Raw genomic sequence first — 13,982 nt, 5'->3', positions numbered from 1 at the left:
GCCGAGGTGCGCGAAATCATGGTCGAAGCGGTAAGGCGGGGCGACTTCGACGCTATCGTTCGGACAATTGGTGCGGTACAAACCACACCCTACCGACGATAACGCCCTACACGTCGTTTTATTCGGCCGCCGATCTTGTGGAGATAGGAAAGTTGAGACGATCTCACACCTGGTAATCAGGCTGAATCAACCGAACCGGCAACTGCTCATGCTTCAGGAGAGATATGCCTTAGGAGCAGACTCCGGCGAGGAATTCACCCACGCAGCGCAGGAGGCCGGAATGGTTATCGCCGTTGCGGTTGAGGTTACCCTAGGAAATCACAAAAAGGTTCTGCAGTCAGGCGACGGTTATTATTTTGACAGCCGTTTGCCGTCAGGTTCCGCAAGGTGTACGACCCCGGAAAGCGAGATACTGAGCGCACTAATTACTGTCATGCCGAAAAAACAGCCCCTTGACTCGTTTGCCTAGATCGCCGCCACGTGATGTAGAGAGCCACCAGCCAGAGCACAGGAAGAAGCGTCAACAGCGATGCCACTGCGGCGAGCGTTGGGTCGATCTGGTTCCGTATGTTTTCCCACATCTTCAGCGGCAGCGTGTAGACTGAGAATCCGCCTACAAATGATGTGACGACGACCTCGTCAAACGAGTGAATGAAGGCGAACACCGCGCCGCCGATAATGCCGGGTCGGATCAAGGGCAACGTCACTCTTTTGAAGGTCTGTAACGGTCCGGCGCGCAAGCTCATGGCTGCCTGCTCCAGCCTCCGGTCAAAATTTGCCAATGTCGCTGACACTATTACGACGACATAGCCGATGGCGCCGATGCTGTGCGCCAGCACAACACCTGTTTGCGAACCGACCAGTCCGAGATTGACCAAGCCAAAGTATGTCGCCACGGCTACAACGATAACCGGGATGGTGATCGGCGTCAGGATCGCCAGAGTCAGCAAGCGGCGTAACTGAGGACGGGCGCCGCTAATGCCGTAGGCGGCAAGAGTGCCAACGAGGGTCGACACTATGGCGACCGCGACGCCGATCTGAATGCTGGTCCAGGCTGCGCCATACCAAGACGGATCCTCGAAGAACGAACTGTACCATCGAAACGAAAAACCCGAGGGAGGAAATTCCAGAATCGACCCGGCGCTGAATGACATGATTATAACAACCACCTCTGGAAACAGCAGGTAGAACATAACTAGGACTACAATCGTCGGTCCAACAATTTTCGACCATTTGCTCTCATGCCCAGTCTGATAGAGTTGGACCTCCCATCGCTTCGCACGTGAAGAAATGGGTAGTTCGTCATAGTAGCGTTTCATCGCCCTGAACAAGGGCAGCCGGCTTCGCCACTTCCGCGCCGTTGGGACTGTGCCTGCTTGGGTACCCGAAAGATCGAGCCCCAAGACGGAAAGCACGATCACAGCGATCGCCAACAGAATAAACGACGAGGCTGCAATAGGCGCCATGTCAAGGCCGGTCGAGACCTGTGACGCGATGAAGGTCGACATCATCGCATCGCGCAATCCACCAACGGCCGCCGGCGTGATGTAGAAGCCGAGGCAGATCACAAAGACCAACAGGGAGCCACTGCGCACGCCCGGTAAGCTGAGTGGGAAGAACACACGCCAGAAAGCGGTAAACGGTCGCGCGCCCATGCTGCGCGCGGCGGCCATCAGCGACCTGTCAATGCCCATCATGACGCTGACGAGAGGCAGGATCATCATCGGCAGCATGATGTGGACCATGGCGATGTAAACAGCCATACGGTTGTAGATGAGCGGGATCGGACTCGAGATGAAACCGAGTTCGAGCAGCAAATTGTTTATCAGGCCGCCATCGCCGAGAATTATGATCCATGCATAAGTGCGCGCCAAACCGCTTGTCAGATACGGAATTACGACGAGCACGATCAGTGCCATGCGCACGCGCTTTGAGGCAGTCACGATCAGGTAAGCCGTGGGATAGCCGATGATAAGGCAGATCGCCGTAGCCACTAGGCTAATCTGGATCGTCTGGTAGAGCACGCGCACATTTGCCGACTGGCCGAAAAATGCACTATAGTTGGCGACCGAAAAGCCCGGAGCATTGAGGCTATTCAGGAAGAGCTGAACGATCGGAACGCCGAATACGACGAGCAGAATGGTGAGGGCCGGCACGGTGAGTGCAATCGGCGTGCGTACCAATTTTTGAAGTATTTGCATCGCTCGTCTTCCAGGGGCTCACACCGCGACGAAGCGGACGTCGGATCGAAGCCAATCAAGCCGCACAGTATCCCCCGGTTGGAAGATCTGCTGACCCGAGGCAACATGCTCGCGGGCGACGAGCACACTGCTCCCGACACGCACATGGTATTTCCGCAAAGGTCCGGCGTAGATCATGTCCTCAACTATACCGGTGATCGACTGGCAACGACTTGCATCGGCCCGCTTCGGCGCAGTCGGCGAGGCGGCGCAGATACGCTCTGGCCGGATCATGGGCACGGTGCCGGCCGGCCGCGCCGTATCGGATCCCGCCTCACAATCGAGATTTTCGAGGATGTTGGCTTCACCAATAAAATTCGCCACGAAACGTGATTTCGGCCTATCGTAAAGGGCTTCCGGGGTGTCGGTCTGTTCGATGCGCCCGGCACGCATGACAACAATACGGTCGGACAAGGTGAGCGCCTCCTCCTGGTCGTGCGTCACGCATATGGTGGTAATCCCGAACTCTTTGTGCAGGTTCTTCATCTCGATCTGCATCTGTTCGCGAAGGTTGCGGTCGAGGGCGCCGAGCGGCTCGTCGAGCAAGAGAAACGGCGGATCGGCGATCAGCGCGCGGGCAAGCGCCACACGCTGCTGCTGGCCACCGCTCAGTTGCGAAGGCATGCGGCCGCCAAAGCCCTTGAGGTGCACTCTCTCGAGGATACGCTCGACCCGCTTTGTCCTATCGGTCGCTTTGATGCCACGCATTTCGAGAGGAAATTCCAGATTGCGATTTACCGTGAGGTGCGGAAACAGCGCATAGCTTTGAAAGACAATGCCTTGATCGCGCCGGTAAGATGGGACTGCGGCAACAGAATTTCCAGCGATAAGGATGTCGCCTCCAGTCGGCGCCACAAACCCGGCGAGCAGCATCAGCGCCGTGGTCTTGCCTGAACCGCTCGGTCCGAGAATAGTCAAGAACTCGCCCCGGCGAACTGTAAGGGACAAGTCCTCGACCGCGGCTACTTGCCCATACACCTTGGTGACGTGGCGAAATTCAATCTCGGCGGAAGTTGGGCTCTGCTCCAATGCGTTATCCTCAATACGTGGGTGGACGCGGCTAAATCGTGATGGCCGGGGCCAAAATCGAGATTGACCGGATCGCCCGGGACTGGGGTCCTGTTCTGCAAAGACAAGTGCGTCCGACATGCTGGCTCCAGAATATCATTGGGCAAGGCGGCAAACAAATGAATGCCGCCCTGCCTTTCAACTCGCCGAGGATCTAGCGAAGGACCCACTCGCTCCAGCGCTGGGCGAGCCTCTGTGTATTCGTCAGGCCATCCGAGCCGACTTCAGCGTACCACGCTCCGTTTATGGGGATGCCTTGCGACATATAGTCAGGATGGGTTGGAAGCCTTCGGGCAATGTCGTCCGGTATCAACTTGAACGCGTTGCGGTTGCTCGGACCTTCAGGGTACATTTTGGAGAAGTTCGCTTGGTTCTCGCCTCGGGCAGCGAACTCAACAAACTTCTGAGCATTTTGCGTATTGGGGCCTCCTTTTGGGATAACCCAATAGTCCCATGTTAGCTTGGCTTGATTGCGGCTAATTTCGACCGGCAAGCCCTTATCCATCGAAGAGATCGCTCGGCCGTCGTAGGAATTCATGATGTCGCCAGTTCCACCACTCATCAATTGCTGGATCTCGGACCCACTCGACCACCACTTGCGGACATGCGGCTTAATCTTGTCGAGGCTGGCGAAAATACGATCAATGTCCATCGGATAAAGTTTATCGATAGCGACGCCGTCCGCCATCAATGCTTCCTCCCAAGGTCCTTCAGACCCATACTGACCAGACACGAGGAATCGAGTACCAGGAAACTTTGAGACGTCCCAGAATTCGGCCCAGTTGCCCGGTCGTGGCTTGCCGTCAGGGAACGTATTGGTATTGTAGACCATGTTGTAAGAATAGATGAGCGATGCGACGCCGAACGGATGCTTGGCGAAATCGAAGAGGCCGTCAATCTCTTCTTTCTTGTGGATCGAGTAATCGATCTTTTCGAGGTATCCCTTCGCGGCCGCAGGAAGCATCGCACCTGGACCCATGGGACTCGCGTCGATCGTAACGTTATTCGCTTTCACCATCAGCTCGAGCTTAGCGAAATCGAAATCTTGGGTGATTGGAGTAACCTTGATTCCAGTTTCTGCTTCGAAGGGTTTCACATAAGCTTCGATATTAGCCTTTCCAACTTCGCCACCGTTGACCAATACTCGCAGTTCATTTGTCGACTGCGCTGCAGCCCGGCCAGCCAGAGAAGATAGCGCGCCAACCGCGAGTCCGGACGACGTGGCCTGCATAAAACGCCTGCGGTTCATAAGATGGTGCATTGACGTCTCCCATTGAAATGTTGATCCTTGGTCAGGGGAGCCCCGGATTCAGCGCTACGCCGATATTATTTCCCGAAAGGCAGAACCGTGGACATATCAGGAAATTGAGCAGAAACGGTCGATCAGCTGACTAACTTGAATGCTAGGACGCTCTGTAACTCAACATCCATCGCGCGGCACCTTGCGTCAAATGCTGATTGTATATCGGAGTCATCTAGAACCGATATGCAGGGATGAGACATTTTTTCCTACGGATATCTGCCTTACCGCGAGTTAACAGAGCTGCCGAATCCCTAAGGGATGTACCCGATTTCGATGAGTAGCCAACACGCTGTTTACGGCACAATGTCGGCTTCTGGTCGTCGATGCCTTCGACTGTTCGCCACTCTGCGAAGCGAGTGGGTGCCACTCGCGTGATGCCGCAAATCTCTCCCGTAGCCGGCATCAAGCAGCGGGATTTTTCGCCCGGGCGAGGCCAACGGATTGGCTGTTGATTTTCAGTAAGAACTGACCCGGCATTTCCACCGGAAGCTCTGCGGGGACGGTCAAGGTTCTGGTTTTCTCCTTCGCTTTTTTCGGTTCGTGGGCAGATCTGTTTTTGAACCGGAAGCTGTCGTTTCCGGTTTCGAGGATGTTGCAATGATGGGTCAGTCGGTCGAGAAGCGCGGTTGTCATCTTGGCATCGCCGAAGACGCTGGCCCATTCGCTGAAGCCGAGGTTCGTGGTATGATGACGCTTGTGCGTTCGTAGAGGGGGTCGGAACAAGAGCAGTTCGAAATCGTACGCTAAGGTCGAACGGAGCAGGAACGTTATGCGGCACGCCGTAGCCCTGCCGGGAGGCGAAGCGACCTGAAGCCCTCCGGGAGATGTTGCTCGCTGTCCCAGGTGTAGATGCCCGTCAGGTTGATGTGCTCCCGACTCAGCGGCGAGATATGCTTCAACACCGTATCTGGGATGTTCCTTCGCGCTCGTTTGAGTTCTGTAGCCGCGCGGTCGAGTTAGACAGTGTTCCAGTGGACGATCGCGCTGACTACAAGATTGAGGCCGGAGGCGCGGAACGCCTGGCTTTCGAATGATCGGTCGCGGATTTCGCCGCGCTCGTGGAAGAAGACGGCGCGCTTCAGTTTATGTGCAGCTTCTCCCTTGTGGCGACGGCTGGCATTGAAGTCGTTGGCCAGCCATGCCGGTGTGGCGTTGCCCTCAGATCCCACCGTCCAGACGATATGCGCATCTGCAATTTCGGGTCGATTTCTAGCTTGCGCAAGAAGGCGATCCGTTCGGTCAGCCCGACAAGGTCTGACGCACTTGGCGCATCCGGCGCTGATCGCAGCCAATGAAAGCGCGTTTGGCCGATGGCCGGGTCAACCTCCAACAGCTTATCCAATGATTGAAGCGTATCGACCGAAATTTCTTCGATCAGCGCTCTCTCCGCTCGCCGACGGGCAATGGCGCGGGCGACAAGACCGATCCGTTCGATCGTGTCGATTAACGGCAGTAGAGATCCGCGTTACAGTAGCACTCGCTATCGCGTCCCCCCTCGTCGGAGACCGCGGCCGCCTGAATTGCAGCCAGCAGCGCAGCTCTACGGTCTTGCCCCGTCGCGCTCCGCGCGGCCAGATAAACCATCAAGCGAGCAATGTGATCGCGACGCGTTTCTTCACGGCGTGCATACAGCGCAAACTTTCCAGCGTCGGCGCCGATCTGCTCAGCAACGTACTTTAGCATTGCGCGAGGCGGAGTTTCGTCGATCGCCAACACCCTGCCTGGATATCGCATCAGACAGAGCTGAACGGCAAATCCGAGCTGATTGTGTTCTCGACTGCGAAGTCCAATCTCAAGCCTGTCAGCCGGCGACAACGAATAGTGTCGGATGAGGCCGTCCTCATCGGTTGGTATATCGAAAAGTCTTTGTTGATCCCGAACCTTGAGAAGCCTCCGTTTACCCATCGACCAACTCCATCCACGACTGATGTGCCGGGAGCGTCGTCGAGTCGGTCGGACGAAGAAATCAAAACTGGTGCCCTGCGATGGTAGTCCACAGGGATCGGATGCTGCACAGCCGCACTACCGTAGAGTTCAAGATCCGTTCGCTCTTAGCGTACGATTTCGCACTGCTCTGTTCCGACCCCTTCTTCGTGGTGGAAGGCGGCATCACGCACCGCTTCTTCGTAGAAGGCTTGGCGATGGAGTGGCCGCGCAAGAAGCTGATCGCCTCGCAGATCAAGTTTCTTGCCGGCGCCGGCGACCAGCAGGCGCTGATCCTTGAACGTCCGGGCCTCTACCAGATCTTCGACGATGATGACGAGGTCAATATCGGCGGCGACGATGTCGAGCGCTCCAAGCTGCGCAAGCGCAAGAAGTCGGTGACGGTAATCTACGGCGGCGGTGTCGAGTTCGAACTCGAACGCCGCGTTTACACCACCGAAGAGCTGATGAGCATCTTCGGAGTTCCCCCCGGCTACAAGCTCGACATCATCGGCTCCGATGGGGTCTTCCGTGAGATGGCGCCGGGCGAGCGCCTGAAGGTGAAGGACGGGATGGAATTCGCCTCCCATCCGCCAGTGGGGCAATCGTCATGACGGCCCAGCTCCAACTTGCGGCATTGCGGCGGATCATTCGCCTGGCAGAACTGTGGGACGAGGGGGGCAACCCCTCGTCTTTCTCCCGAACATGAACATCCTGCACAACGGGGGTACCGTGACGGTAGATGGCCAGTTTTGCCCGCGCAGCCATTCGAGCTACACGACGCGCCTCTTCCTGTCGAAGCCCTTCCCGAACCGCGGTCAGAACTGGACGGTCCACCAGATCATGGGCCGCGCGTGGCACGCGATGTCCTTCAACAATGTGCCGGCGTCGTTGCCTTGGACAAATCCTCGCAAATCACCTGGGGCAGCTCAAATGAGAGTAAGCCTCAAGATCGCCGGCCCGCTGCTCGACCAGCTCCGGAGCGACCTCTCAAGGCCGCACTTCTTCGCAAACGAGCGTGTCGGCTTCCTGACGGCGGGCGCGGCCATAGCGCCAGATGGCCTGTTGCTGTTGGTTCGCGGCTACATGCCGGTCGCCGACGAAGACTACGAAGTCGCTCCAAATGTCGGCGCAAGGATCGGCTCTAACGCCATGCGCAAAGCCGCGCAGGCGGCCTATCGGCCAGCTTCGACCCTCCTCCATGTTCATACCCACGGTGGTCGCGGCCTTCCCCGTTTCAGCGGGGTGGATATTGAGAGTGGCAATACGTTCGTGCCCGGGTTTTTCCAGTCGTGCCCGAAAACGCCGCACGGACTGCTGGTGTTGAGCAACGACAGCGCAACTGGGCTGCTATGGCTTGAGCCCGGTAAGCGCTCCGTCCCGATCAATCGTTTCGTCCGCGTCGACCAACCGGTCGTCGAGCAATGGAGTGCGAAAAATGATGGCGCTGCTGGCGGGCGTCCGCAGGTCGTGTGGTCCAACGGTGTGCCTCGCTTGCGGTAGGACTGGTCGTCCAGATGGTCACGCCCTGGAATCGGCGGGCCAGGGTAGGTGCCTATCTCTCGTATGACGGCAATACCGGCCTGGTCTCCGAGGCCGACCGGTTCCGGCGTTGGTCAGCGCCTTCTTGCCCGAACTATCCGCCAGCAGCGGTCGGCGACCTGAGCTTCGACATCCGAAGCTATGTTGCAAATAAACCGGAGGCAAAACTGCCTGTGAGGTGGATGCGTCGGATGTTGGGCTTGGTTCGAAAACGGGCAAGCGGCGAATAGATTTTGGTCGGATGTTCCCGCGCCTAACTACGTTATGTCCCGCTCGATCGGAATGGTGTTGGAAGGTTAATCGGCAGGAACGGCCCGTTGGGTCACTGCCGCCTGTAAATGCATTTCTCGATCGATTGCGGCTGCGTTGACGTTCACCATATGTGCTTCGAAAGTCGCATAAATGGCAGACTGGTGTGACGACCGGAACTAGTTGGTCATTTCACGGGGTTTACCAGTCCGGAATTATGGGTTTCTGGTGCGTGGCCTATGCAGTTGAAAACAGGAGAGTTTTCTGGCTCAAGGTAGGGGTTTCCGATCCTGAGACCGAGTTTACCAATGGCCTCAATGACAGTTAATTGTGGATTGGCATTAAGTGATTGGATTCGCGTAGAATATAGCCGCCCTTAGTCAACCCGCTCACCGTCGGCAACGGATTGGTAAACCCAAGACGACAGAATTGGTAAACCGGCGCAGCCCTATCGACCAAGATCCCGCTCTGCGCCGCTTCCCCCTCGCGTCGACGTCGATCATACGCTTCGTTCACGGTCCAGACACAGGGGGCGCACAACCGCAAACGATCTTCGAAGCAGGGCTTAATTCCGGACGGAGACAGATAATTCTGGACGGCACAGCGGGCCCGACCGCGTCGTCATCGATGGTAGCCCAGACCAACCAGGAGGCTATCGTTTACCTGTGACATCACAAATCGTTTGCAGGATCGTTCCCGGCGTCGGCTGACCGATCCGGATTCGCAAGAGTAAATACCTGAATACCCGGATCGAACAGGACCATCGGCGCATCAAGCGCCGCATCCGGTCAATGCTCGGCTTCGAATCAGAGGATCAGCCGCGATCATTCTAAACGGCAGGCGAGGTTGGCCGTCAATCCGAATCCATCCCTGGCCGAGCAGTTCCAAATCCTTGCCGCAGACCTCTCTGCGCTCCCATTCAGCTCTCAAAACTTGCCGGTTTCCTTGAACACTTCGAAGGTCGCGCGGATGTGGTCGGCCACGGCCTTGACCGGCGCACTGGCGTCCGGTGCTACCACCATCACCAGATTGTAGGTGCCGATATCGGGCATACCGTCCTTCGAGCAAAGTTCGACCATGTCGTTGCCAAGGAACGACTTCGGCAGCGGCGCTACCGCGAGGTCGGCCATGATTGCGGCGCGCTGGCCGGCCGTATGCGCGCTCATATAGGCGATGCGGTAATTGCGACCGTCGCGGCCGAGCGCTTCGAGCGCGCCGGCCCGCCAGGCGCAGCCTTCTTCCCACAGTGACACCGGCAGCGGTTCGCGCAAATGCGCGCAGCCGCCCTTGGCCCCGGCCCAGACGATCGGTTCGGTTAAAAGCACCTCGGCGCCGAGCGCCTTGGTCTTGTGGGAGTTGGTGAGCAGCGTGATATCGAGCGCGCGGTCATCCATGCGCCGGCGAAGATTGACGCTCTGGTCGATGGTGACGTCGACCGCAATCGAAGGGTGCGACTGCGCGAAACGCTTCAGCACGTGGGGCAGCACGCGCTCGCCATAATCGTCCGGCGAGCCGAGCCGCACCACGCCGACGATCTCGGGGATGATGAATTTCGACACCACTTCCCGGTTGATTGACAGTAGCCGGCGCGCATAGCCGAGCAGCATCTCGCCATCGGTGGTGAGTGCCACCGAACGGGCGTCGCGCGCGAAGACGGAACGGCCGAGAATGTCTTCCAGCTTCTTGATCTGCATGGATACGGCCGACGGCGTGCGGAAGACCGCGTTGGCTGCGGTGGTGAAGCTGCCAGTCTCGGCGATCGCCACAAAGGTGCGCAGCACTTCGAGGTCAAGCAGCGGCAAAGGATGATTGAGCGGGGCGTTCATCGGGATCAGCCTTCAATTTTGTTGATGAGAACCATTATTTGGTTTCACTGAATTGAACCTTAGATTGCAAGGTTAGTCAATTCCAATCGGAAGCCAGAGGCTGAGAGCGTCTCGTTTCGCGCGGCCCACGTAGGCATGAACGCGCTCTTCACAGGATCGAACGGCGTCGCGGAGCACGGGCCATCGTCGCCTTGAGATCCGCAAACTCAACAACGTCCAACCGCTCGACGATCGCGCCGATTTCCTCACCAGTATCGTCAACGGTCAGCCCAGCGGGCAGATCGACGACCTCCTGCCGGCCGCCTACCTCCAGGCCGCCGAGTCTGGGCATATCCGGCTTAAGCATCTTGCGATGCCAACCGAGTAATTCTGTCACGCTGGCTTCGTGGCATCTAATTTAGATGATTGCCGAAACAATGCCGGCGCCCCGATGTCTGTGGCCGGCATCCCTCCTGAAGCACCAAAAGCCTCAACTAGGCTCCCTTGGGATGACCTAACATGAAGGTTTAGACGCCTGTTAATGCTGGCGCAGCCCAAACACCCATCACGAGATCGCGCATTAGCAGCGCTTCAGCCCAACGATCTGTCGAGTCATTTCCAGCACTGGTTGTGATTGCATAAGGGCGTGGCCCAAGCTCACAAGTAAAGCTTAGTTGGGCGTCAAAATCTGCGCGGCGGCGCCAACTTTCGAATCCGTAGCGCCACCAGCCAGCGAACAGGTCCACCCACATCTTATGATGCGGGAATGAGATCTCGATCTGGACCTGTTCGCGCGATGCCACACGGCCATGAAATGCCCAGGATGAATCCAAAATTCTTTCGATGAGCCGATGATTTTCGTCGCTTACAGGCCAAGCAAACTCGCGACCTACAAGGAAATGCGACAAATCCGCGAGAAGCGGCATGCTCGGCACGGCATCCAACAGATCAAGTGTGTAAAAGAGATCGGTCGTGAGCCGATTGCGATGCGTCTCAAAATAAACCTGAAAGCCAGCACCTTCGCTAATCTTCATCCAGCGCTCAATGAGGTCGATGCCATCGGCTAGTCGACGCAGTCTTGCGTCCGGTTGCACATTGAAATGCAGTGCGCCAAGCTCACCGACAATGTCGATTTGCCGCCTCAAATCATCATCGCTCGCAGGAAGCGCGCATGCTTCGACAAGCAGGCCGGCTCCGCCGAGCGCCCGTTTAAGCGACTGAGACTGCTCCTTACTGCCCAGGAAGACGCTTACTCCGTCAAAGCGCGCATCTGCAATCATGCGAAGGTTTTCGTCTAGGGTTCGTTCGAACCCATCGGGCTCGCGTCGCTCCATTGCCCAGAGTGATTGAAGAACCTTGAGTTGCTGCATCACGCCTCCCGTATCGTTAAAGGTGCCCCGTTGTGACAGTATCGAAATGACTAGAATTCGTCAGGCGAGCGCTGCATGGCGAAGGGAGCATTTGAATAGAGAGCGGGATCGCCGACACCCTTGCGTAACGAGCTCGCAAGCTGCGCAAATCCCAGATATCGGCACCATCGCCTTGAGATTATCCTCCTGACGCTAGTAAACGACCACCCCGCGGATGCTCTTACCGGAATGCATCAGATCGAAGCCTTTGTTGATGTCTTCCAGCGGCATTGTATGCGTGATCATCGGGTCGATCTGGATCTTGCCTTGCATGTACCATTCGACGATCTTCGGAACATCTGTGCGGCCACGTGCGCCGCCGAAGGCGGTGCCCATCCAGTTGCGGCCGGTGACGAGTTGGAATGGGCGCGTCGAGATTTCTTGGCCGGCGCCAGCGACGCCGATGATGATCGACTTGCCCCAGCCGCGATGCGATGATTCGAGCGCCTGGCGCATCACCTTCGTGCTGCCTGTGCAGTCGAATGTATAGTCGGCGCCGCCGATCAGGTCGCCGTTACGCTTCGTCATGTTGACGAGGTAGGGCACGATGTCGTCGCCGACTTCCTTTGGGTTGACGAAGTGCGTCATGCCGAATTTCTCGCCCCACTCCTTGCGGCCGGGATTAACGTCGACGCCGATGATCATGCCGGCGCCTGCAAGCTTCAGGCCCTGCAGCACGTTGAGTCCGATGCCGCCCAGGCCGAAGACGATCGCCGTCGAGCCGATCTCCACCTTGGCCGTGTTGATGACGGCGCCGATGCCCGTCGTGACGCCGCAGCCGATGTAGCAGATCTTGTCGAAGGGGGCGGCGGAATTGACCTTGGCGACGGCGATTTCCGGCAGCACGGTGAAATTGGCGAAGGTTGAGCAGCCCATGTAGTGGAAAATCTTGTCCTTGCCGATCGAGAAGCGCGACGAACCGTCGGGCATCAGACCCTGACCCTGCGTCGAACGGATGGCCGTGCAAAGGTTCGTCTTGCGCGAAAGGCACGAAAAGCATTCGCGGCATTCCGGCGTGTAGAGCGGAATGACGTGGTCGCCCTTCTTGACCGAAGTCACACCCGGGCCGACATCGACGACGATGCCCGCGCCCTCGTGGCCGAGAATGGCGGGGAAGAGACCTTCCGGGTCGGCGCCTGAGAGGGTGAAGTCGTCGGTGTGGCAAATGCCAGTCGCCTTCACCTCGACCAGTACTTCGCCGGCGCGCGGACCTTCGAGCTGAACGGTCATATTTTCAAGCGGTTTTCCGGCCTGAACGGCAACAGCGGCGCGTACGTCCATAGATCAATTCCCGTGTAGGCGTGGTTATTCCGAAAGTGCAGGGTTGGTCGCCGAGGATCAGCCTGCAAGGCTTGAATGACAAGTCGGCTTAAGAGAAAGCGAAACGGACAGACCGCGTAGCATCAACGATCTTGCAGAGGCCGTGCTATTGTTTCTGCTTGGAAGAGATACGCTTCCACGAAAATTTGATGTAGTTGCGTTTGATATAACCGATTGCCTCGATATCGTTCTCTCGCACTGCTGTGAGCAGATCAGTTATTTCTAGTTGTAGCAATCTAACGGCATCCGGCCATATGTCGCGGGACATGTCGTACCATGCTCTGGCAGCCCTAAAATAAAGGTTGTGCCACATCTCACGGAACACGTTGTTTAGCAAAAGATCGCTAATCGCGAAGTGTAAGATATGGTTTATTTGCCAATGCTCACCGACATCAAATTTCTCTGCCAAACCGTGTGACCGGCTAAGCAGGGTTTCCAAGACAGCCACATCTGCTGTCGTCGCATCACGGGCTTCAATTCGGCCAAAAAGCTGCGCCATTTCAATTCTAAGATCGAAAACCTCACGCATTTGCACGGGGTCAAGGGTTGTCACGAAAGTACCGATGCCGTTTCTCACCTCCACCAGTCCTTCGATCGACAGCCGTTGGAATGCTTCACGAACTGGTGTCCGGCTGACGTGGAATTCAACAGCGATATCGCTTTCGCGAAGCATTGTCCCCGGCGCATATTCAAGAAGACAAATGCGATCTCTCATCAGGTCGTGAATTTCGATAGCGCCCACCTTCTTTGATTCCGCTTCTCCGTTCATGCCGCAACTCCATTGGTCATATCTCGCCCTCGTTCTATGCAAGGCAAAGCCGCCTCTTTTCTGAACATATTGTCAGGATCGATCCCCAAACGTTTGTTGGTTCGGCTGTCATTGCCGGAAGGCAATCACCTTGAAAATTCGATGCACGATCCTGTGACCGCCGAGTTGCAGCAGATGACTGCTCCCGGCAAAAACGCGGCGCATTATCAGACCCCCACTTGGTCATCGAACGGAAGGCATGCTCTCCGGTTCAGTTGGTCATCGGCAGAATGAGCGGGTGAGCGCGGGGTGCATTTGCCTCATGTCGTTCAATTGTCAATCTTCAATATCAGGGATCCTTCAATTTGGTCAGTC

Annotated in this window: 10 protein-coding genes and 4 pseudogenes; 3 read left to right on the top strand and 11 right to left on the bottom strand. The window is 57.0% G+C overall.

Going from position 1 to position 13,982, the window contains the following annotated elements; all coding sequences use genetic code 11:
- Positions 1-431: 431 nt before the first annotated feature.
- From AC1D10_RS31570 to AC1D10_RS31545, 6 genes and pseudogenes are all read right to left on the bottom strand, one after another.
- On the bottom strand, positions 432-2,201 hold the full coding sequence (locus tag AC1D10_RS31570; protein WP_477278712.1) for an ABC transporter permease subunit: 1,770 nt from the start codon (positions 2,199-2,201) through the stop codon (positions 432-434).
- 18 nt (positions 2,202-2,219) lie between these two features.
- A complete protein-coding gene (locus AC1D10_RS31565) occupies positions 2,220-3,389 on the bottom strand; it encodes an ABC transporter ATP-binding protein (RefSeq protein WP_477278711.1) in 1,170 nt (389 codons plus the stop codon).
- A 73-nt stretch (positions 3,390-3,462) separates the two neighbouring features.
- On the bottom strand, positions 3,463-4,569 hold the full coding sequence (locus AC1D10_RS31560; RefSeq protein WP_477278710.1) for an ABC transporter substrate-binding protein: 1,107 nt from the start codon (positions 4,567-4,569) through the stop codon (positions 3,463-3,465).
- Positions 4,570-5,013: 444 nt separating this feature from the next.
- Positions 5,014-5,321: pseudogene (locus tag AC1D10_RS31555) on the bottom strand (ATP-binding protein); the annotation flags it as partial.
- Between the two features lie 57 nt (positions 5,322-5,378).
- Positions 5,379-5,654, bottom strand: a pseudogene (locus AC1D10_RS31550) (Tn3 family transposase); the annotation flags it as partial.
- A gap of 33 nt (positions 5,655-5,687) precedes the next feature.
- Positions 5,688-6,516 (bottom strand): annotated as a pseudogene (locus AC1D10_RS31545) (DUF4158 domain-containing protein); the annotation flags it as partial.
- A gap of 101 nt (positions 6,517-6,617) precedes the next feature.
- Between AC1D10_RS31545 and AC1D10_RS31540 the strand changes: the two are divergent.
- The 3 genes and pseudogenes from AC1D10_RS31540 to AC1D10_RS31530 form a co-directional block, all read left to right on the top strand.
- On the top strand, positions 6,618-7,148 hold the full coding sequence (locus tag AC1D10_RS31540; protein ID WP_477278709.1) for a hypothetical protein: 531 nt from the start codon (positions 6,618-6,620) through the stop codon (positions 7,146-7,148).
- 91 nt (positions 7,149-7,239) lie between these two features.
- Complete coding sequence (locus AC1D10_RS31535; protein ID WP_477278708.1) at positions 7,240-8,037, top strand: hypothetical protein; 798 nt, start codon at positions 7,240-7,242, stop codon at positions 8,035-8,037.
- Between the two features lie 1,001 nt (positions 8,038-9,038).
- Positions 9,039-9,134, top strand: a pseudogene (locus tag AC1D10_RS31530) (IS6 family transposase); the annotation flags it as partial.
- A 117-nt stretch (positions 9,135-9,251) separates the two neighbouring features.
- Here the strand turns inward: AC1D10_RS31530 and AC1D10_RS31525 are convergent.
- The 5 genes from AC1D10_RS31525 to AC1D10_RS31505 all read right to left on the bottom strand — a co-directional run bounded on the left by AC1D10_RS31525 (position 9,252) and on the right by AC1D10_RS31505 (position 13,628).
- Positions 9,252-10,151: a LysR substrate-binding domain-containing protein gene (locus AC1D10_RS31525; protein ID WP_477278707.1), complete on the bottom strand. Its 900-nt coding sequence runs from the start codon at positions 10,149-10,151 to the stop codon at positions 9,252-9,254.
- Positions 10,152-10,299: 148 nt separating this feature from the next.
- On the bottom strand, positions 10,300-10,527 hold the full coding sequence (locus AC1D10_RS31520) for a hypothetical protein (RefSeq protein WP_477278706.1): 228 nt from the start codon (positions 10,525-10,527) through the stop codon (positions 10,300-10,302).
- Positions 10,528-10,657: 130 nt separating this feature from the next.
- Complete coding sequence (locus AC1D10_RS31515; RefSeq protein WP_477278705.1) at positions 10,658-11,500, bottom strand: sugar phosphate isomerase/epimerase family protein; 843 nt, start codon at positions 11,498-11,500, stop codon at positions 10,658-10,660.
- A 192-nt stretch (positions 11,501-11,692) separates the two neighbouring features.
- A complete protein-coding gene (locus AC1D10_RS31510) occupies positions 11,693-12,820 on the bottom strand; it encodes an S-(hydroxymethyl)glutathione dehydrogenase/class III alcohol dehydrogenase (protein ID WP_477278704.1) in 1,128 nt (375 codons plus the stop codon).
- A gap of 145 nt (positions 12,821-12,965) precedes the next feature.
- Positions 12,966-13,628, bottom strand: coding sequence for a GntR family transcriptional regulator (locus tag AC1D10_RS31505; RefSeq protein ID WP_477278703.1), 663 nt, complete (start codon positions 13,626-13,628; stop codon positions 12,966-12,968).
- Between the last annotated feature and the right edge of the window lie 354 nt (positions 13,629-13,982).

The sequence above is a fragment of the Mesorhizobium sp. P2_A8 genome (genome assembly GCF_056404935.1).
Note: the sequence above shows the minus strand (reverse complement) of the source record. Positions and strands in the feature narration are given on the sequence as shown.

Coding starts and splice junctions, on each gene's coding strand:
- AC1D10_RS31570 (WP_477278712.1), bottom strand. CDS start 2,201: ATGCAAATACTTCAAAAATTGGTACGCACGCCGATTGCACTCACCGTG.
- AC1D10_RS31505 (WP_477278703.1), bottom strand. CDS start 13,628: ATGAACGGAGAAGCGGAATCAAAGAAGGTGGGCGCTATCGAAATTCAC.
- AC1D10_RS31515 (WP_477278705.1), bottom strand. CDS start 11,500: ATGCAGCAACTCAAGGTTCTTCAATCACTCTGGGCAATGGAGCGACGC.
- AC1D10_RS31565 (WP_477278711.1), bottom strand. CDS start 3,389: ATGTCGGACGCACTTGTCTTTGCAGAACAGGACCCCAGTCCCGGGCGA.
- AC1D10_RS31510 (WP_477278704.1), bottom strand. CDS start 12,820: ATGGACGTACGCGCCGCTGTTGCCGTTCAGGCCGGAAAACCGCTTGAA.
- AC1D10_RS31560 (WP_477278710.1), bottom strand. CDS start 4,569: ATGCACCATCTTATGAACCGCAGGCGTTTTATGCAGGCCACGTCGTCC.
- AC1D10_RS31540 (WP_477278709.1), top strand. CDS start 6,618: ATGCTGCACAGCCGCACTACCGTAGAGTTCAAGATCCGTTCGCTCTTA.
- AC1D10_RS31535 (WP_477278708.1), top strand. CDS start 7,240: ATGAACATCCTGCACAACGGGGGTACCGTGACGGTAGATGGCCAGTTT.
- AC1D10_RS31525 (WP_477278707.1), bottom strand. CDS start 10,151: ATGAACGCCCCGCTCAATCATCCTTTGCCGCTGCTTGACCTCGAAGTG.